Origin of the sequence: Streptococcus sp. HN38 (genome assembly GCF_028335765.1) — a bacterium.
Taxonomy (GTDB): Bacteria; Bacillota; Bacilli; order Lactobacillales; family Streptococcaceae; genus Streptococcus; species Streptococcus suis_P.
The window spans coordinates 1803451-1819126 of the sequence record NZ_CP116604.1 but is presented as its reverse complement, the minus strand read 5'-3'; the positions used below and the strand labels follow the sequence as shown (position 1 = coordinate 1819126).

Here is a 15676-nt window from a genome sequence, read left to right as displayed (position 1 = left end):
GATGAATCATCTTGAATACATCGAATATCTTTGTAAGCAGTATCGAAACGAAGGTCTGCCGTTGGAATTGTACAATGGCAGAGTGAACAAAGCAAAAATTAAACGGTTGGGTGTTGAGTTGAGGCAAGCGACACTCGAATTTGAACGAAAGAACGCTATTTAGGCGATATGGAGGAAACAGATGAATAAAATGAGCACAAGAGAACAATTACTGGCAGTATTGTTTGTATTCCCGTTAAGCTTTATCTTATCGGGATTGGTAATACGATATGGATGGAATAACATCTTAACAACTTTAGACGGAGTCCCAAGTATAACACTAGCACAAGCGATAGGTCTTGATATACTGGTCAGCTATATTATTGTTAGCGGTGGACGAAAGGAAAATGATTATGATTTTGTCGAATTATTGGCAAAAGTAATCGGAACCCCTATTATTACATTCGTCCTACTTTGGATTGTCACACTATTTTTGTAGAGGGAAAAAAAGATGAACAAACAGGAAGCGATTGAGCAATTAGAGTGGAACGTTGTGAGAACGACAGATTTTGACAGAGCAGAAGATGTTGTGGTATTCGAAAAAGCAAAAGAAATAATCTCCCAAATCCACGAACCGCAGAAGGTTGTGGTGCCGAAGTTTATCGCTGATAGTATCGAATATTGCAAAAATAAAGAAGGGTATGGATTGCTCCGTGCAATGGATTACTGCGATGAATACAATGATACTGGCGAATGGTTAGAGCACAACCAAGAGACTTTCGCCCTAGCGTGGCTTTTCGGCTATGAGATTGAGCGGGAAAAATTGTATACGGTGGAGTTGTTTAATGGGCAACCACTTGTAGAAGAAAAGAATATTTTGTATTTCAGTTCGGACTTGGCCGCTTCAAATGCCCATGTGGGTAAAGACAAGCTTGAAGCAGCTGGCTTTGGTTGGGTGTTTGATTGCAAGGGTGTGAAGGTCGTTGTGGAGGAATGATGAAACAATTATTAAGGCCTATTGGATTTATACTGATATTTTATTCGTTTGTCCCTAACATCATCCACGAGATGACGCTTGCTCAGAAGATAATGTTTGGATTAGGGGCTAGTTGGCTATTTTACGAAGGAGGCAGAAAATGATACCGAGATATAGAGCTTGGTTTGGTTCAGAAATGTATGACAAGCCAGTAGTTTATGATGGAGAATTCTATCTTGATTGGCGTGACTTCGAAAACGGCAAAACGTGCAATCCTCATGCAATCCTCATGCAATCCACAGGGCTGTTTGATGTCAACGGCAAGGAGGTATACATCGGTGACATTGTAAAGTGCACCGTGGGTTGTTCTCACGAAGTAATTTTCCTTAAAGAGTATGGCGGACGTTATATCGGCGGAATGCCTGCTATATACTTATCTGATATTAGAGATGGTTATGCGTGGACTGAAGATGAGGAAGTCATCGGTAACATCTATGAAAATCCGGAATTGGTGGAGGTGGTAACTAATGACTAATGAAAAACTAGGCGTGCTACTGGTCGATGTGCCAGATATAATGTTTTTTAAATACAACTACATTATAGACACAGAAGAAGCTGGCACGAGTACATTTATTATAAATGGAACAGATTTTTTAGAAAAATTAGAGAGGCTAGCCTACAAATGCACCCAAGAAGAAGCTAAAAAATACCCACAGTTTAGGTGGGTAGCGTTGGAGGAGTTGGAATGACCACAGCAGATAAAATCAAATACATCCTACAAAAGACAGGATGGACGAGAGACCAATTTGCGACCGAGATGAGTGTGACGACTCTATCTGTCTACAAATGGCTAGACGGACGACCACCGCGACAACGCATGTTGGATAAAATAGACGAGCTGTACGAGCAAGTCAAGCCTTATGAGCATAGGGCGCTAGCTTCAAGAGGGAAAATTCGACTGGTGTACCCGTATTATAGCCATCAGCGACAGCCGTGGGAGAGGAGATAATAGATGATCAACAATGTTGTATTGGTCGGTAGATTGACGAGGGACGTAGAGCTACGTTATACACCGTCTAATCAAGCCGTTGCGACTTTTACTTTGGCGGTTAACCGCAATTTTAAAAATCAATCGACAGGAGAGCGGGAAGCTGACTTTATTAATTGTGTGATGTGGCGTCAGCAGGCCGAAAATCTGGCTAATTGGACCAAGAAAGGTCATCTGATTGCTATTACAGGACGAATCCAGACCAGAAGCTATGAAAATCAGCAAGGGCAACGGGTCTATGTGACAGAGGTAGTTGCTGAGAGCTTCCAGTTATTGGAAAAGCGTGATAATACGGCAAATTATTCAAGCATCGAAGAGCAGATGCCACCAGGGATGAGCGGTCAGCTGATGGATATTACAGATGACGACTTGCCGTTTTAGGAGGATATGATGAACAAACGGATAAAAAAGAAAAAGCAAAAGGCAGCATATAAAATTCCAAAACAGATCATTCGCTTGGTAAGAAGATGGACGGAATTGGACAGCGAGATAGTTTTCATGGCTGAGTTTCGAGATATTGGAAAGGGTCATTATCCGAAAAAGCTCGTGGAAAATTGTGTTCGTAAATACAAGAGAATCAATGATTTTTTAATCAATATTGAATCTGATAGTATCTTACGGAGTTGTTTTATTATTTGTCACAGTGCTTACGGAGATGAGCAATTTGACGGAGAATACTGCGATCAATCTTGTGGTTATTCTGAAGATGATTACCACGGTGTCTATTACTATCCGATAGGCGAAAATCTATATTTTGCCTACAATTACGAATGCTAGGGGAAGAAATGAATACTGAACTAATGAATGAACTAAAAGAACTGCTCGGCTTATTTCCAATGTCATATATAAATGCGAATTTGGAAGTGATACTGATTCCAAAAACAAACACGTATTTTAGTTTGGAAGGAGTACAGTCACGAAGAGACATCATTGCAAAATTATTGATGTGGTGCAGTAGGACAATTGCAAAAGGGCAACCATTTAAAAGTGAGAAACGGAATTGTCTTTTTAGAGAATTTACCAAAAATTTTCTTAATCGTTACCTAGGAACACTTTTTTCAGATGAAGATATGGCTTTGATTTATCAAAGGCTAGGCAATGGAATCAATCCAGAATTGGCTTATAGATTTATTGATAGCGGGTTTGATATGGAGGTATTAAATGAGTTTTAATGGAATTAGATTGTTACCAGACTATGGATGTAAGATTGAAATTGATGTAGTTCAGTTGCTCAAAGAAAATGAGTTCCTGAAAGATGAACTTTACAACCGTGCATACAAAGACATAGAGCGTCAAGAAATTGAAATCGAGACCCTGAAGGACAAATGCGTGGACCTCATGCTTGAAAATGCCGACTATATCTGGGACGAAATGGCTAGAGAAACAGCCAAGAAAAGGGCTAATACTAGAAAATGGAGGGTGAAGGCATGTATTTGAAGTACAAGCAAATGCAAATTGTTAAACATGCTTTGCAGCACTACATCAAAAGGGAAGGTGCTAGCGAACATGATGTAATGGTTGAACAAAATCTTTTAAAAAAGGTCACGCAAGAAATTGATGACTTTAAAGAGAATGTGATGAAAAGAACATCTTGAGGTTACGCATGAACAAGAGAATCAAGAAAAAGAAAGCTAAGCAGGAAGAGTTGAGAAGACAGAAAGAACTTGAACAGCTGATTCGATGGTTGAATGAAAATGATATTTCGCTTGAACAGATTGCCCAAAATGTCGCAATATGCTGTGCACAAGTGATTGATGGATTATCCAAAGCAGTCATTACATTTGCAGAGGAAGTAGGAAGGTTGGTAAATTCTATTGATTGTAGCAGAATTGGACACGAAGAAGACGATAGAGAAAGCAGAGAGCACTCTTGAAAAGTACAAAATGTGGCGAAATATTGCTAACGATTTTCAGGAACAAAAGATTACTCAGCAATACACTTTTGAGCCTAGACAAAGTGTTTCAAAACCAAATCAACAAGTTGAGAAATTGGCCCTTAATCATGTCGAGGCAGTTAATGAGCTAGAAGCCATAGAATATTCGGTTTCACATATTTTACAGCCAGAACTAAGATTGATACTGATTTTTAAATACCTCAAACCATATCCAACACCCAGGGAAGAAATCATGAAAAAAATCGGTTATGAGGAAACTCGCTATCATGAATTACTTAATTTAGCATTGATTTCATTTGCAGAGATTTACCGTAGAGGTGCGTTGTTGGTTGAAAAACGGAGTTTGGGCGGAGTTTGAGCGAAGTTTAAACGGATTAAGACCGCAGGAAATATACAATTTTCAATGCTAAAATAGTAGTATGAGACAACAGGAACTAGGCAGGCATTGACCTGTCTTTTTTGTATGATTGGAGGTGAGCAAGTGCGGTCTGTCGAACCTATCCGGAACGTTGATGATATCGAACGTATCAAAGATTATCTGAAAGAGAGAAACGAGCGAGATTATATCTTGTTCATGTTTGGAATTTACTCTGGCATTCGGATCAGTGACTTCCTTGGCTTGAAAGTCAAGGATGTTAGGGGTGACAGGGTGTTTGTGGTCGAGAAGAAGACCAAGAAAGCCAAGCCATTTGCCATCAATCCAAAGCTAAGAAAAGCCCTAAATCAATACATAGAAAATAAAGAACTGAAAGATTATGACTTTCTATTTCCAAGTAGAAAACGCGACAAACGTAATGGTGTTCAGTTCGCCCCAATCCAACGGAAGACAGCGTGGGAGATTGTCAAGAAAGCTGGTCAACATATCGGTCTTGAAAATCTAGGTAGTCATTCCATGAGAAAGACATTTGGATATCATTACTATATCCAGACACATGATGTGGTTACCTTGCAGAAGATATTCAACCATTCCACACCTACAATAACACTAATTTATATTGGTTATCAGCAGGACGAATTAGACGAAGCAATACTGACGTTTGACTATTGAATGTAACAAAATAAAAGCATGTTACTTTCATTTTTTGAGAATGTGGTTAAAGTATTGGTGCATCTAGCTTAGAGTAGATTATAGCGAACGTAACAGAATATAAGATATGTTACTTTCAACAGGTGTTTCAGGAGGTAAAAAATGGCTGAAACTAGACCAGACAGAAGTGGTCCGCATCGGGTAGCTTTTGAGAAGAACAAGAAGGTAATTCTTAAGACAAGAAATACATGTGGCATCTGCGGAAACCTCGTTGATAAGTCATTAAGTTATCCGCATCCATTAAGTCCTGTGATTGACCATATCATCCCTGTCAATCGCAACGGACATCCGTCAGACATCAACAATCTTCAGCTTGCTCATTGGCAATGCAATCGGCAGAAGTCCGATAAACTATTTGCTGACGATAAGGTAAATGGAACGAAAGTTGTTGGCAATCGAAATTTACCACAAAGTATGAATTGGACGAAGTACCGAGGTTGAGAACATAGGGGGGTACCACCCTCCCCACCGCCTCGGCAGAGCTTCACGCCGTCACTGTACATTTTTTCTCGCGCCAAAATTGAAAGGAGACCAATTTGGAATACAAAGGTATTGGATACCTCAGGCGAAAGCTGAACGAGGTCAAACCTCGAGTGGAGATGAGGTATAAGCAGTATGCTATGCAGCATAAAGATAGCTCGTTCGGGATTACCATTCCACCAAATATCCGTCAACAGTATCGGTCGGTCTTGGGCTGGTGTGCGAAAGGTGTGGATAGCTTAGCGGACAGATTGGTTTTCCGTGAGTTTGACAATGACCAGTTTCAAGTCAATGATATTTTTCAGCAGAATAATCCAGATGTCTTTTTCGACTCTGTGGTTCTATCGTCCTTGATAGGTTCGTGTAGTTTTGTCTATCTGTCAAAAGTCGAGGACAGGGTACGTCTGCAAGTCATTGAGTCCAGCAATGCGACAGGTATCCTAGACCCAATTACGGGGCTATTGACCGAAGGCTATGCGGTCTTACAACGGGACGACAATGGCAACCCGAAACTTGAGGCCTACTTTACGGCAGATTATACAATTTATGTTTCAGGTGGTACTTTTACGCCTGTCGCCAACCCGACAGGTCGTCCGTTACTGGTGCCAGTCATTCACAGGCCGGATGCAGTTCGCCCGTTTGGTCGTAGTCGGATAACTCGTGCAGGTATGTACTATCAATCGTATGCTAAGAGGACTTTGGAACGTGCCGATGTGACAGCTGAATTTTATTCCTTCCCGCAAAAATATGTTTTGGGCACAAGCCAAGATGCGGAACCAATGGATAAATGGAAAGCGACTGTGACAAGTCTCTTGGAATTTACTAAGGATGACGATGGTGACGCGCCGAGCATTGGACAATTTACCACGGCAAGCATGAGTCCATTTACGGAGCAGTTGCGGACTGCAGCGGCTGGTTTTGCTGGGGAAATGGGATTGACTTTGGATGACCTTGGGTTCGTGTCGGACAATCCGTCATCGGTAGAGGCAATCAAAGCAAGCCATGAAAACTTACGATTGGCAGGTCGGAAAGCTCAGCGCAGTTTGGGTAGTGGCTTGCTGAATGTCGCCTATGTGGCTGCCTGCTTGCGTGATGAGTATCCGTTTTTGAGAGAACAGTTTGTCAAGACTGTTCCTAAATGGGAACCACTCTTTGAAGCTGATGCTACGACGCTGACGATGCTAGGGGACGGTGCTATCAAAATCAACCAAGCTTTGCCAGGTTATATCACAGCTGAGACTATCCGTGATTTGACGGGAATTGTTGGTGACAGTGAAGCTAAACCTGTGATTCCAGAGGTGACGGCGAATGGAACGTGATATGTTACCAGACTTGCTAAAGGAAGTGCAGGACAAGTTTGAAGCATCCTATGGTAAGAGTGAGGTTGTCCGTCGTGCTTTTGAGGAGTTGAAAAAGAAGAGGGCGACCTATGCCACAGCAAATGATTTTGCTCTGGAGGTTGGAGACATTCTAGCAGAGGCTCTCAGTTCGTCTGTAAGGGGCGATAAGTTGCCAGACGGTAAAATGTACTACAACATAGCGGATAGGCTCTTGGCGGACACGCTAGGGCGGAATTTCGAGCTTGTGAGTGGTTATACTACTCAAGTCCAGGAGGATTTGAATAAGTCTGCAAATATTGGTCTACAGGTGCAGGTGCCAGAAATCAATCAGGACAGGATTGACGGTCTTGTCAATCGTTTGTCATTCGAAGATGATTTTGATAAGGTTGCTTGGATGTTGCAGGAACCGATTGTCAATTTCACGCAGTCGATTGTGGATGATATTATCAAGGCGAATGCAGATTTTCATGCTAAGGCAGGGTTGACACCGAAAGTTGTCAGAAAAGAAAGTGGTAATTGTTGTAAATGGTGTAGGGCTGTTGTGGGGGTTTATAACTATCCAGATGTTCCAAAGGATGTTTGGCGGAGGCACAATCGGTGCAGGTGTACTGTTGATTATCACCCAGGAAACGGTAAAAAACAGAATGCACACTCAAAACGTTGGTCTGATCCTTTAAAAAATGCTAAAATAGAGGAAAGGAAGCGCATCGGACTTCTAGTTCAAGCTGGCGCAAAGAATTATGTTCGTGACGATTCAAATGACATGCTTTTGCCAAAGGATTTTATTAAAGCCGAAAAACATGCTTATTTAACCTACGACAGGATAAAAAACAGCAATCAAGATTTGGAAAAACGTAAAATCTATTCGAACATTGGGAAGTTCAAAGAAATGAATGGCTTTTCAAAAGATGATGTTGATAAAGCGTTCGATCATGTGTTTAATAATGTTCATGAGTTGAATTATGGGAAGGGGTTATTTGCACCAGACATTGACATGGCTCAATCATGGGATAGATTGATTTCTGGAAAAAACATTCAACCACATGATTTAATTTTGCTGAAGCATGAACGCTTAGAACATGATTATATGTATGTGACTAGCAAGTTGGATTATGATACAGCTCACAAAAAAGTAGATGAATTATTTAATTACTCCGAAGCTGTCGACGAATTTAAAAAGAAAGGGTAAAGGTATGTATTTAAGATTTGTTTTGATAGATATTGGTGACGATGGTTTTTATCACTATGAGATTTACCCTGAAAACAAGGAGGAACATAAGCAAACGCTTGTTTTTAACCCTGAAACGAAAGATATTCGTGTAAATACATTTGACGATTCCAACATGAAGTATTTTGGGAAGTTTTTACAAAATTTTAAAGACCAAGACGGGAACTATCGTAAAGAGTTGTCGTTTGGGTGGGGATAAGCATTTGGGAGGTTATTATGGCAAAAGATGATTATCCAGTCATTGTCTACCAGATACTAGCTTATCTTTACAATTGTTTGAAGAAAGATATTGCGGTGGACACTACTTATCTGGTAGCTCAAGGGAAGTTGTTCACGATTAGTTCGACTTACTGGCGATTTGTAATGTACAATCTTTTGACAGAGGGGTACATTGATGGTATTACTTTGTCAAAGGTTTGGGGTGAGAAGTATCCGTTGGTTGAGGGGCTTGAAAACATTGGTATCACTCCAGCAGGTATTCAATATCTGACGGATAATAGCTTTATCAAAAAAGCTACGGATCTTCTTAAGGATACCAAGTCCATTATTCCATTTATCTAATCTGGCATCTGAGCAATCAGGTGCTTTTTTGTTGCAGAAATTTTTAAAACTTTTTCGCATTTTTACCATTTTTTCACTTTTTGAGAAATATAATTAAGGACATGATAGCTATCAATCACTGTCCTTTGAAAATTGAATAATATTTTGAAGTTTTTTTCAAAAACCTCTTGACAATGTAGCTACATTTATCTATAATTAAAAATGTAGCCACATAACAAGGAGGTGAGACAATGGCTGACAATCAAAAATCCAACAAGGATACCGTCATTCGTGCTAGGGTTGATAGTAAGACCGTAGAGCAATTAGAATACATAGAAAAAAAGACCAACAGAAAAAAATCTGAGGTCATTCGTGACGGTATTCAAAAGATTTATGATGAAATCAAAAAATAAGGTATAACCCGCAATCGCCAAACCGTAGGTCATACCTTATCGCTCGAAAGAAACTCTTTCTGAAATCATTATATCAGAAACGAGCTTCTTTGTCATACCCAAAGGAGTTTTTATTATGTCAATTTACGAAGAAGTCGAACAGTATCAATCAATGAACTTTGCTGATTGTTATCAAGACGAGTATAGGGTCTCAGAATTTCACGACCTAACACTACAGGAAAAACATGATTTGTATTGTATGGCAAATCATGCAATGGAACAAGGAAAATCACTCATTGATGCTATTGCACAAGTCTTTGTTATGGGAAGAATCGCAGGTATCAGAGCAGAAAGAAGCAATTAAAACGAAAGGAAATGAATATGGAACTACAAATTATAAATCAACAGGAAGTACTGGGGAAGAACTTTACGATTTATGGGACGGCGGACGAGCCTTTGTTTTTGGCAAAAGATGTGGCGGAGTGGATTGAGCATTCCGACACTCAGAAAATGATTAACAATATTGATGAAGACGAGAAGCTGATGCGAACATTATTCGCATCAGGTCAGAACCGTCAAATGTGGTTTTTGACCGAAGATGGTCTGTATGAAGTCTTGATGCAGTCACGTAAGCCGATTGCTAAACAATTCAAGAAAAAGGTTAAGGAGATTTTGAAGACTATTCGTAAAACTGGGGGTTATACTGTCTCTCCTGAAACGGTCAATGAGGATGCACTTATCTATGTCTTGGAAACTCAGAAGAGTATGCGTCAGCGTCAAGATGTATTTGAGGCGGATTTGAACTACTTGAAGGCTGAACAGCCTATCAACCCTGATGTACGTTTGGACTTGGAAAAGACTAGAAAAAAGCGTGTGGTAGCTTGTATGGGTGGGATGGATAGCCCTGCCTATATGGACAAATCTTTAGCAAAACGTGTCTTCCAACAGGCGATGAATGATTTCAAGGAGCATTTCCGTGTTTCTCGCTATGACTTGCTACCGAAAAAGGCGATTGAGGCTGCCTATGCTTACTGGAAGAACTGGGAGCCGTCCACAAACTTGAAAATGGAAATTCAGGCTTGTAACAGCCAGATGAGTTTTGATTTTATGGAGTAGGAGGAAGTGATGACTGAAAAGCAAGCTACATTATTGGCAGATATTGTCAAGGCTAAACTTGATTTTGTCGAGGAAATGGATGACTTGATGAGCCTAAATCGTTCGGGAAAGTTGAGTAATAAGATTTTTCTATTCAATCTTAGAACGAAACGTGATTTGTTGTCTGAAAAAATTGAAGCTCTAAAAAAATCTTCTGGCCTGACGTACCTTGAACTAATAGAAATTGGTCATTAAGTCTAACGATAAGCATTCGAGAAATCGGGTGCTTTTCTTATACCTAGAAAGGAGGTCGCTATGAATAAGCGAATCAAGAAGAAACGTGAGCAGGAGGTGCGGTTGGCGGCAGTTGCTACTCTTGCCTTGGCTACTTCAGCAAGTCTTGACGGTTTGGCTGGTATTGTGGAAGAAGTTGTTCAGCGGATGGAGCGTTTCGAGGAAGACGGTTCGAAGAATGTCCAGTCAATCAATCAGCTGTTCGAGCAACAGGGGCTTTTGATTACTGAATTGCAGGAGCAGGTTAAGCAACTGCAGAAACCTTGGTACAAGAGAAGGGGTCGGTGATCTAATTTCTCCCAGCGATAGGGTTATCATGCGATACGATTGAAAGGACGAAAATATGGCAAGAAAGAAACTTGGCAATCAAAATCCTACTCAATCGGTAATACTCAAATACGTTAAACGAAATTCTAAAGCCAAAGAAGCGATAGAGCTATACGAGCGAACAGGCCTATCTTGCTACGCTTGGCAGGTCAATTTGCTCAGTCCAATCATGGCTGTTGACAAGAACGGTCTATGGGTACATCAAAAGTTTGGTTACTCTATCCCGCGTCGGAATGGTAAGTCGGAAATTCTCTATATGCTGGAGATTTGGGGCTTGCACAATGGTCTGAATATCCTGCACACTGCCCATCGCATTTCTACATCGCATTCATCTTTTGAAAAGGTCAAGCGTTATCTGGAAAAGATGGGCTATGTGGACGGCGAGGACTTCAACTTTATTCGGGCTAAGGGGCAGGAAAGAATCGAACTCTATGAGACAGGCGGTGTGGTCCAGTTCCGTACTCGGACAGGGACTGGCGGTCTTGGTGAGGGATTCGACTTGCTTATCATTGATGAGGCTCAGGAATACACCACTGAGCAAGAATCAGCTCTTAAGTACACCGTGACGGATTCGGATAATCCGATGACGGTCATGTGTGGAACTCCGCCAACACCCGTTTCAAGTGGTACGGTCTTTACCAAGTATCGCGAGACTTGTCTGTTTGGGAAAGGAAAATATTCTGGTTGGGCTGAATGGTCCGTGGATCAGGAGAAAGAGATTGACGATGTCGCTGCGTGGTACAACTCTAATCCGTCCATGGGCTATCATTTGAACGAACGTAAGATTGAGGCTGAGCTTGGTGAGGATAAGTTAGACCATAATGTGCAGCGTTTGGGTTTTTGGCCGACTTACAACCAGAAATCAGCTATATCTGAGACTGAGTGGAACGCACTCAAGATTGACGATATGCCGAAGCTGACTGGCAAGCTATTTGCTGGCATCAAGTTTGGGCAGGACGGCACCAACGTAGCCTTGTCTATTGCTGTTCGGACAGAGGACGGTCAATTCTTTGTAGAAACCATTGACTGTCAATCCGTTCGGAATGGTAGTGCCTGGCTGGTAGCCTTTTTGAAGCAGGCTGATGTGGCTCAAATCGTCATCGACGGAGCTAGTGGCCAGAAGATGCTTGAGGAGGAGTTGAAAGACTCTAAAATCCGTAATGTCATCTTGCCAACCGTCAAGGAAATCATCATTGCTAACTCCATGTGGGAACAGGGCATTTACCAGCATACGATTTGCCACAATGGGCAACCGTCTCTTTCAAAGGTCGTGACTAACTGTGATAAGCGGAACATTGGCTCAAATGGTGGTTTTGGCTATCGCTCACACTTTGACGATATGGATATTAGTTTAATGGACAGTGCTTTGCTGGCGCATTGGGCTTGTGCTACAACCAAGCCTAAGAAAAAGCAACAAATTAGGTATTAAGTGGACGGGGCGACCTGTCTTTTTTAATGCAAAAAATATTACCGAACGCACGGGAAATGCGGAGAAAGGAGACATTGATATGTCTGAATTTAAAGTTATCGAAACACAGGAAGAGCTAGATACGATTATCAAGGCTCGTTTGGGGCGTCTAAAAGAGCAGTATGCTGACTACGACGAACTGAAATCCCGTGTTTCAACATTGGAAGCGGAGAATGCTGGTCTCAAAGAAACGGTCGCACAATCAAATCAGACTGCAGCTGATTTTGAAAGCCAAATTGAAGGGTATAAGTCAACCATTGCAGATTATGAAACTGCGAAAACGAAGACGGCTATTGCTCTTAAATATGGCTTGCCTATTGAATTTGCTGATCGTTTGCAAGGTGAAGATGAAGCAAGCCTGACGGCAGATGCGGAACGCTTTGCAAGTCTCATGAAACCACAAGCTCCAATTCCACCACTTAAAAGTATTGAGCCAGAAGTAAAAGGTGAAGATGCTGCATGGCGTCACGTTATAAAAGATTTAAATAAAGGAGAATAATATATGTCAACATCTATGAAAACTGGAACACTTTTTGAACCAGAATTAGTAAAAGAAATTATGTCAAAGGTTCAAGGTCATTCGACTCTTGCTAAGCTATCTACTCAAAAACCAATTCCGTTTAATGGTACTGAGCAATTTATTTTCAATCTGGATGGCAATGCACAGATTGTAGGTGAAGGGGACTTAAAGGGAGCTGGTTCAGCTACGGTCACATCAAAAGTAATCAAGCCACTTAAATTTGTTTATCAAGCTCGTTTGACTGATGAATTTAAATACGCATCAGAAGAGAAGCAGTTGGACTTCTTGAAACACTATGCCGATGGATTTGCTAAAAAGATGGCAGAGGCTTTTGACATCGCAGCTCTCCATGGCCTTGAGCCAAAATCTTTAACAGATGCATCATTTAAAGCAACTAATTCTTTTGATGGTGTAATTACAGGGAATGTTATTACCTATAGTGCAGATAAAATTGATGACAACATTGATGCAGCTGTTCAAACTATTGTTATTAACGGAAACGAAGTGACTGGCATTGCCATGTCACCAGTTGCAGGTCAGGCTATGTCTAAAATCAAGGATAAATTTGATGGTATTATGTACCCAGAATTCCGATTTGGTCAGCGACCAAATAACTTCTTCAACATGGACCTTGACATCAACAAGACGCTAACCGTGACTGGCGGTACTGCCAAGACTGACCATGCCATTGTGGGCGACTTTAAAAATAAATTTAAGTGGGGGTATGCTGAAAATATCCCGATGGAAATCATTGAGTATGGTGATCCAGATGGCTCAGGTCGTGATTTGAAAGCTTACAATGAGATTTTGCTACGTACAGAGGCGTTTATCGGTTGGGGTATCCTTGATGAAACTGCCTTTGCTCGTGTCGAACAAGCTTAGGAGGTGCCCTATGGCTATTTATAAACATAAAGAAACAGGTGCGGTTGTTGTCACAGATAGCGAACTAAAAGGCGATTGGGAACTAGTTAAAGAGAAGGATGTTCAAAAAACTCCGACAGTGCCTGAATTGAAGTCGATGTTGACCGAATTGGGGATTGAATTTAATCCGAAAGCGAATAAAGATGAGTTGTTGCAACTTTACCAAGAAAGCCAGAATCTGAATGAAGAGGAGTAGCTTATGACTCCTTTTGCGACAATATCCGATTTGGAAACTTTGTGGCGGGTGTTGAAATTTGACGAAACGGAGCGGGCAGAAGCCTTACTTGAAGTTGTGTCAAACTCTATACGTCATGAAGCTCAAAAAGTCGGGAAGGATTTGGATGCGTTGATTTCGGACAATCCTATCTTTGCTTCGGTTGTCAAATCCGTTACAGTCGATGTGGTTGCTCGTACTCTCATGACATCAACAGACCAAGAGCCGATGACTCAATTCAACGAGTCAGCTCTTGGCTATTCGGTGTCTGGCTCGTTTCTAGTACCAGGAGGAGGGCTCTTTATCAAAGATAGCGAGCTGAAGCGATTGGGATTGAAGAAACAACGTTTTGGAGCGAGGGACATTTATGGGACGGATTAAGGGTGTACCTGTAGTCTTGATTGACAAGCAGGTGACTGGAAAAAACTCATTTGGTCATCCGAAGTTTGAAGATATGGAGATTGTGGTTGAGAATGTCTTGATTGTTCCTGCATCAACTGAGGATATCACCAATCAAATCAATCTAACTGGAAAGAAAGTTGACTATACTCTTGCAATTCCTAAAGGCGATGTTCACAACTGGACGAACAGGGAGGTTCGTTTTTTCGGTCAGCGATGGCGAACAGTTGGTGAACCGCTGGAAGGTCTTGACCATCTGATCCCGCTTGAATGGAATAAGAAAGTGCAGGTGGAACGATATGGCTAGCATGAAATTTAAGTTGAACCGTGCAGGTGTCCGTGACTTGTTAAAGTCGCCTGAGATGCAGGCAGTTTTGACTGACAAGGCAAATGCTATCCGAAACCGTGCAGGCGATGGGTATGAATCGGATATCTATGTCGGTAAGACTCGTGCCAACGCTATGGTCTATGCGGATAGCTTTCAAGCTAAACGGGACAACAAGAAGCACAATACCTTGTTAAAGGCGGTAAAATCATGATTGAAGTTATCACGTTGAACTTTTTAACCGAGCATCTTTCTGTGCCTGTCTATACGGAACATCAGGAGGAAATGCCTGAGTGTTTTGTGATTTTTGAAAAGACGAGCGGTGGCAAGAAGAACCATCTGAATCAAGCGACTTTGGCGATACAATCTTATGGGCAGTCTTTGGAAGAGGCTGCCTTTTTGAATGAAGAGGTCAAAACGGTGGTTGAGAAGATGATTGGGCTATCGAGTATCAGTAAGGTAGAACTCAACTCGGACTATAATTTTACAGATACGGAAACCAAACGCTATCGCTATCAGGCGGTGGTGGATTTTATTTATTTTTGAAAAGGAGACTGTTAAATGGCAGATGCAAAACTTGTGTCATCGGCAAAGCCTGATATTGCTGGGGCGATTTCCTCAGCTCCAACGGGAACGAGCTTGCCGACCAATGCGACTACTAAGCTAAACACAGCTTTTAAAAACTTAGGCTACATTTCAGAGGATGGGTTGACCAACGAGGATACTCGTGAATCGGAAGAACTGAAAGCCTGGGGCGGTGATGTGGTTGATACTCCTCAAACAGGAAAATCAGACAAATTTACCTACACACTCATTGAGGTGTTAAATGTGGATGTCTTAAAAGAGGTCTATGGTCCTGAAAATGTGAAAGGCGACCTTGCATCAGGGATTACTGTGGAGGTCAACTCTAAGGAATTGCCTACGCATCCATTGGTAGTGGATATGCTGCTGAAAAATGGTGCGAAGAAGCGGATTGTCATCCCAAATGCTAAGGTGCTGGAAGTTGGGGAGATTACCTACACTGATAGTGATTTGGCTGGGTATGAAACGACTATCCAAGCTCTGCCAGATAGCAAGGGCAATACACACTATGAGTACATTAAGGGAGCTAGCGAGTCAACAGGAACAAGCTCGCCGTCGTCATCGTAA

The 15676-nt window shown here is 41.5% G+C and carries 32 protein-coding genes; all 32 read left to right on the top strand.

All coding sequences use genetic code 11. The features are described 5' to 3' along the window. The first annotated feature begins 1 nt into the window (after position 1). The 32 genes from PHA78_RS08765 (at position 2) to PHA78_RS08610 (ending at position 15676) form a co-directional block, all read left to right on the top strand. Entirely contained in the window at positions 2-163 is a 162-nt protein-coding gene (locus PHA78_RS08765) for a hypothetical protein (RefSeq protein ID WP_153309547.1), read from the top strand. Positions 164-181: 18 nt separating this feature from the next. Then, positions 182-478, top strand: coding sequence for a hypothetical protein (locus tag PHA78_RS08760; protein ID WP_029178019.1), 297 nt, complete (start codon positions 182-184; stop codon positions 476-478). A 12-nt stretch (positions 479-490) separates the two neighbouring features. Then, positions 491-976, top strand: a complete 486-nt coding sequence (locus PHA78_RS08755; protein WP_029188050.1) for a DUF1642 domain-containing protein — start codon at positions 491-493, stop codon at positions 974-976. 139 nt (positions 977-1115) lie between these two features. After that, positions 1116-1490 (top strand): YopX family protein, encoded by a 375-nt coding sequence (locus PHA78_RS08750; RefSeq protein WP_105202639.1) that lies wholly within the window; start codon positions 1116-1118, stop codon positions 1488-1490. Beyond that, entirely contained in the window at positions 1483-1704 is a 222-nt protein-coding gene (locus PHA78_RS08745) for a hypothetical protein (protein WP_029188048.1), read from the top strand. Before PHA78_RS08750 ends, PHA78_RS08745 begins: the two co-directional genes overlap by 8 nt. A gap of 263 nt (positions 1705-1967) precedes the next feature. After that, positions 1968-2384: a single-stranded DNA-binding protein gene (gene ssb / locus PHA78_RS08740; RefSeq protein ID WP_272158013.1), complete on the top strand. Its 417-nt coding sequence runs from the start codon at positions 1968-1970 to the stop codon at positions 2382-2384. Between the two features lie 9 nt (positions 2385-2393). Continuing rightward, positions 2394-2780 (top strand): hypothetical protein, encoded by a 387-nt coding sequence (locus PHA78_RS08735; protein ID WP_024376884.1) that lies wholly within the window; start codon positions 2394-2396, stop codon positions 2778-2780. 8 nt (positions 2781-2788) lie between these two features. Then, the gene (locus tag PHA78_RS08730) at positions 2789-3175 is read left to right on the top strand and encodes a hypothetical protein (protein ID WP_024376883.1); all 387 of its coding nucleotides are present in this window, start codon (positions 2789-2791) and stop codon (positions 3173-3175) included. After that, positions 3165-3440: a hypothetical protein gene (locus tag PHA78_RS08725; protein ID WP_024376882.1), complete on the top strand. Its 276-nt coding sequence runs from the start codon at positions 3165-3167 to the stop codon at positions 3438-3440. The genes PHA78_RS08730 and PHA78_RS08725 overlap by 11 nt, the downstream gene beginning before the upstream one ends. Beyond that, complete coding sequence (locus PHA78_RS08720) at positions 3431-3598, top strand: hypothetical protein (RefSeq protein WP_162840673.1); 168 nt, start codon at positions 3431-3433, stop codon at positions 3596-3598. The genes PHA78_RS08725 and PHA78_RS08720 overlap by 10 nt, the downstream gene beginning before the upstream one ends. An 8-nt stretch (positions 3599-3606) precedes the next feature. Next, positions 3607-3876, top strand: a complete 270-nt coding sequence (locus PHA78_RS08715) for a hypothetical protein (RefSeq protein WP_105129435.1) — start codon at positions 3607-3609, stop codon at positions 3874-3876. Continuing rightward, positions 3818-4255, top strand: coding sequence for an ArpU family phage packaging/lysis transcriptional regulator (locus PHA78_RS08710; protein WP_099778733.1), 438 nt, complete (start codon positions 3818-3820; stop codon positions 4253-4255). Before PHA78_RS08715 ends, PHA78_RS08710 begins: the two co-directional genes overlap by 59 nt. A 123-nt stretch (positions 4256-4378) precedes the next feature. After that, on the top strand, positions 4379-4945 hold the full coding sequence (locus tag PHA78_RS08705; RefSeq protein WP_024376879.1) for a site-specific integrase: 567 nt from the start codon (positions 4379-4381) through the stop codon (positions 4943-4945). Between the two features lie 141 nt (positions 4946-5086). After that, positions 5087-5425 (top strand): HNH endonuclease, encoded by a 339-nt coding sequence (locus PHA78_RS08700; RefSeq protein ID WP_044775285.1) that lies wholly within the window; start codon positions 5087-5089, stop codon positions 5423-5425. 95 nt (positions 5426-5520) lie between these two features. Continuing rightward, the gene (locus PHA78_RS08695; RefSeq protein ID WP_105159326.1) at positions 5521-6783 is read left to right on the top strand and encodes a hypothetical protein; all 1263 of its coding nucleotides are present in this window, start codon (positions 5521-5523) and stop codon (positions 6781-6783) included. Continuing rightward, complete coding sequence (locus tag PHA78_RS08690) at positions 6773-7993, top strand: hypothetical protein (RefSeq protein ID WP_180273821.1); 1221 nt, start codon at positions 6773-6775, stop codon at positions 7991-7993. The genes PHA78_RS08695 and PHA78_RS08690 overlap by 11 nt, the downstream gene beginning before the upstream one ends. Positions 7994-7997: 4 nt before the next feature. Then, complete coding sequence (locus tag PHA78_RS08685) at positions 7998-8231, top strand: hypothetical protein (RefSeq protein ID WP_099807186.1); 234 nt, start codon at positions 7998-8000, stop codon at positions 8229-8231. Between the two features lie 17 nt (positions 8232-8248). Continuing rightward, entirely contained in the window at positions 8249-8593 is a 345-nt protein-coding gene (locus PHA78_RS08680; protein ID WP_024378297.1) for a YjcQ family protein, read from the top strand. Positions 8594-8823: 230 nt separating this feature from the next. After that, positions 8824-8985: a CopG family transcriptional regulator gene (locus PHA78_RS08675; protein ID WP_099779929.1), complete on the top strand. Its 162-nt coding sequence runs from the start codon at positions 8824-8826 to the stop codon at positions 8983-8985. A 115-nt stretch (positions 8986-9100) separates the two neighbouring features. After that, complete coding sequence (locus tag PHA78_RS08670) at positions 9101-9328, top strand: hypothetical protein (RefSeq protein WP_024376869.1); 228 nt, start codon at positions 9101-9103, stop codon at positions 9326-9328. Between the two features lie 17 nt (positions 9329-9345). Then, positions 9346-10080: an ORF6C domain-containing protein gene (locus tag PHA78_RS08665; protein WP_050571442.1), complete on the top strand. Its 735-nt coding sequence runs from the start codon at positions 9346-9348 to the stop codon at positions 10078-10080. Positions 10081-10089: 9 nt separating this feature from the next. After that, positions 10090-10314: a hypothetical protein gene (locus PHA78_RS08660; protein ID WP_024376867.1), complete on the top strand. Its 225-nt coding sequence runs from the start codon at positions 10090-10092 to the stop codon at positions 10312-10314. A 60-nt stretch (positions 10315-10374) separates the two neighbouring features. Further along, positions 10375-10641: a hypothetical protein gene (locus tag PHA78_RS08655; protein ID WP_053863764.1), complete on the top strand. Its 267-nt coding sequence runs from the start codon at positions 10375-10377 to the stop codon at positions 10639-10641. A gap of 55 nt (positions 10642-10696) precedes the next feature. After that, positions 10697-12109, top strand: a complete 1413-nt coding sequence (locus PHA78_RS08650) for a terminase large subunit (protein WP_272158011.1) — start codon at positions 10697-10699, stop codon at positions 12107-12109. 79 nt (positions 12110-12188) lie between these two features. Next, the gene (locus tag PHA78_RS08645) at positions 12189-12647 is read left to right on the top strand and encodes a capsid assembly scaffolding protein Gp46 family protein (protein ID WP_024376864.1); all 459 of its coding nucleotides are present in this window, start codon (positions 12189-12191) and stop codon (positions 12645-12647) included. A 3-nt stretch (positions 12648-12650) separates the two neighbouring features. Further along, entirely contained in the window at positions 12651-13550 is a 900-nt protein-coding gene (locus tag PHA78_RS08640; RefSeq protein ID WP_105096901.1) for a phage major capsid protein, read from the top strand. A 10-nt stretch (positions 13551-13560) separates the two neighbouring features. After that, complete coding sequence (locus tag PHA78_RS08635; protein WP_024376862.1) at positions 13561-13785, top strand: hypothetical protein; 225 nt, start codon at positions 13561-13563, stop codon at positions 13783-13785. A gap of 3 nt (positions 13786-13788) precedes the next feature. Further along, the gene (locus tag PHA78_RS08630; protein ID WP_099871405.1) at positions 13789-14184 is read left to right on the top strand and encodes a phage Gp19/Gp15/Gp42 family protein; all 396 of its coding nucleotides are present in this window, start codon (positions 13789-13791) and stop codon (positions 14182-14184) included. After that, positions 14171-14509, top strand: a complete 339-nt coding sequence (locus PHA78_RS08625; RefSeq protein ID WP_272158010.1) for a hypothetical protein — start codon at positions 14171-14173, stop codon at positions 14507-14509. The genes PHA78_RS08630 and PHA78_RS08625 overlap by 14 nt, the downstream gene beginning before the upstream one ends. Further along, positions 14502-14741 carry a hypothetical protein gene (locus PHA78_RS08620; RefSeq protein WP_061842805.1) on the top strand — a complete coding sequence of 80 codons (240 nt, stop codon included), beginning with the start codon at positions 14502-14504 and terminating at the stop codon, positions 14739-14741. Before PHA78_RS08625 ends, PHA78_RS08620 begins: the two co-directional genes overlap by 8 nt. Next, a complete protein-coding gene (locus PHA78_RS08615) occupies positions 14738-15073 on the top strand; it encodes a hypothetical protein (RefSeq protein ID WP_024419287.1) in 336 nt (111 codons plus the stop codon). Before PHA78_RS08620 ends, PHA78_RS08615 begins: the two co-directional genes overlap by 4 nt. Before the next feature lie 15 nt (positions 15074-15088). Then, positions 15089-15676 carry a phage tail tube protein gene (locus PHA78_RS08610; protein ID WP_272158009.1) on the top strand — a complete coding sequence of 196 codons (588 nt, stop codon included), beginning with the start codon at positions 15089-15091 and terminating at the stop codon, positions 15674-15676.

What these genes read in the sequence shown, in the direction of transcription:
- PHA78_RS08700 (WP_044775285.1), top strand. Translation starts at nt 5,087, where the DNA reads ATGGCTGAAACTAGACCAGACAGAAGTGGTCCGCATCGGGTAGCTTTT.
- PHA78_RS08760 (WP_029178019.1), top strand. Translation starts at nt 182, where the DNA reads ATGAATAAAATGAGCACAAGAGAACAATTACTGGCAGTATTGTTTGTA.
- ssb (WP_272158013.1), top strand. Translation starts at nt 1,968, where the DNA reads ATGATCAACAATGTTGTATTGGTCGGTAGATTGACGAGGGACGTAGAG.
- PHA78_RS08615 (WP_024419287.1), top strand. Translation starts at nt 14,738, where the DNA reads ATGATTGAAGTTATCACGTTGAACTTTTTAACCGAGCATCTTTCTGTG.
- PHA78_RS08680 (WP_024378297.1), top strand. Translation starts at nt 8,249, where the DNA reads ATGGCAAAAGATGATTATCCAGTCATTGTCTACCAGATACTAGCTTAT.
- PHA78_RS08730 (WP_024376883.1), top strand. Translation starts at nt 2,789, where the DNA reads ATGAATACTGAACTAATGAATGAACTAAAAGAACTGCTCGGCTTATTT.
- PHA78_RS08750 (WP_105202639.1), top strand. Translation starts at nt 1,116, where the DNA reads ATGATACCGAGATATAGAGCTTGGTTTGGTTCAGAAATGTATGACAAG.
- PHA78_RS08635 (WP_024376862.1), top strand. Translation starts at nt 13,561, where the DNA reads ATGGCTATTTATAAACATAAAGAAACAGGTGCGGTTGTTGTCACAGAT.
- PHA78_RS08735 (WP_024376884.1), top strand. Translation starts at nt 2,394, where the DNA reads ATGAACAAACGGATAAAAAAGAAAAAGCAAAAGGCAGCATATAAAATT.
- PHA78_RS08670 (WP_024376869.1), top strand. Translation starts at nt 9,101, where the DNA reads ATGTCAATTTACGAAGAAGTCGAACAGTATCAATCAATGAACTTTGCT.
- PHA78_RS08665 (WP_050571442.1), top strand. Translation starts at nt 9,346, where the DNA reads ATGGAACTACAAATTATAAATCAACAGGAAGTACTGGGGAAGAACTTT.
- PHA78_RS08765 (WP_153309547.1), top strand. Translation starts at nt 2, where the DNA reads ATGAATCATCTTGAATACATCGAATATCTTTGTAAGCAGTATCGAAAC.
- PHA78_RS08645 (WP_024376864.1), top strand. Translation starts at nt 12,189, where the DNA reads ATGTCTGAATTTAAAGTTATCGAAACACAGGAAGAGCTAGATACGATT.
- PHA78_RS08620 (WP_061842805.1), top strand. Translation starts at nt 14,502, where the DNA reads ATGGCTAGCATGAAATTTAAGTTGAACCGTGCAGGTGTCCGTGACTTG.
- PHA78_RS08650 (WP_272158011.1), top strand. Translation starts at nt 10,697, where the DNA reads ATGGCAAGAAAGAAACTTGGCAATCAAAATCCTACTCAATCGGTAATA.
- PHA78_RS08675 (WP_099779929.1), top strand. Translation starts at nt 8,824, where the DNA reads ATGGCTGACAATCAAAAATCCAACAAGGATACCGTCATTCGTGCTAGG.
- PHA78_RS08625 (WP_272158010.1), top strand. Translation starts at nt 14,171, where the DNA reads ATGGGACGGATTAAGGGTGTACCTGTAGTCTTGATTGACAAGCAGGTG.
- PHA78_RS08640 (WP_105096901.1), top strand. Translation starts at nt 12,651, where the DNA reads ATGTCAACATCTATGAAAACTGGAACACTTTTTGAACCAGAATTAGTA.
- PHA78_RS08610 (WP_272158009.1), top strand. Translation starts at nt 15,089, where the DNA reads ATGGCAGATGCAAAACTTGTGTCATCGGCAAAGCCTGATATTGCTGGG.
- PHA78_RS08655 (WP_053863764.1), top strand. Translation starts at nt 10,375, where the DNA reads ATGAATAAGCGAATCAAGAAGAAACGTGAGCAGGAGGTGCGGTTGGCG.
- PHA78_RS08725 (WP_024376882.1), top strand. Translation starts at nt 3,165, where the DNA reads ATGAGTTTTAATGGAATTAGATTGTTACCAGACTATGGATGTAAGATT.
- PHA78_RS08630 (WP_099871405.1), top strand. Translation starts at nt 13,789, where the DNA reads ATGACTCCTTTTGCGACAATATCCGATTTGGAAACTTTGTGGCGGGTG.
- PHA78_RS08660 (WP_024376867.1), top strand. Translation starts at nt 10,090, where the DNA reads ATGACTGAAAAGCAAGCTACATTATTGGCAGATATTGTCAAGGCTAAA.
- PHA78_RS08755 (WP_029188050.1), top strand. Translation starts at nt 491, where the DNA reads ATGAACAAACAGGAAGCGATTGAGCAATTAGAGTGGAACGTTGTGAGA.
- PHA78_RS08715 (WP_105129435.1), top strand. Translation starts at nt 3,607, where the DNA reads ATGAACAAGAGAATCAAGAAAAAGAAAGCTAAGCAGGAAGAGTTGAGA.
- PHA78_RS08690 (WP_180273821.1), top strand. Translation starts at nt 6,773, where the DNA reads ATGGAACGTGATATGTTACCAGACTTGCTAAAGGAAGTGCAGGACAAG.
- PHA78_RS08685 (WP_099807186.1), top strand. Translation starts at nt 7,998, where the DNA reads ATGTATTTAAGATTTGTTTTGATAGATATTGGTGACGATGGTTTTTAT.
- PHA78_RS08745 (WP_029188048.1), top strand. Translation starts at nt 1,483, where the DNA reads ATGACTAATGAAAAACTAGGCGTGCTACTGGTCGATGTGCCAGATATA.
- PHA78_RS08720 (WP_162840673.1), top strand. Translation starts at nt 3,431, where the DNA reads ATGTATTTGAAGTACAAGCAAATGCAAATTGTTAAACATGCTTTGCAG.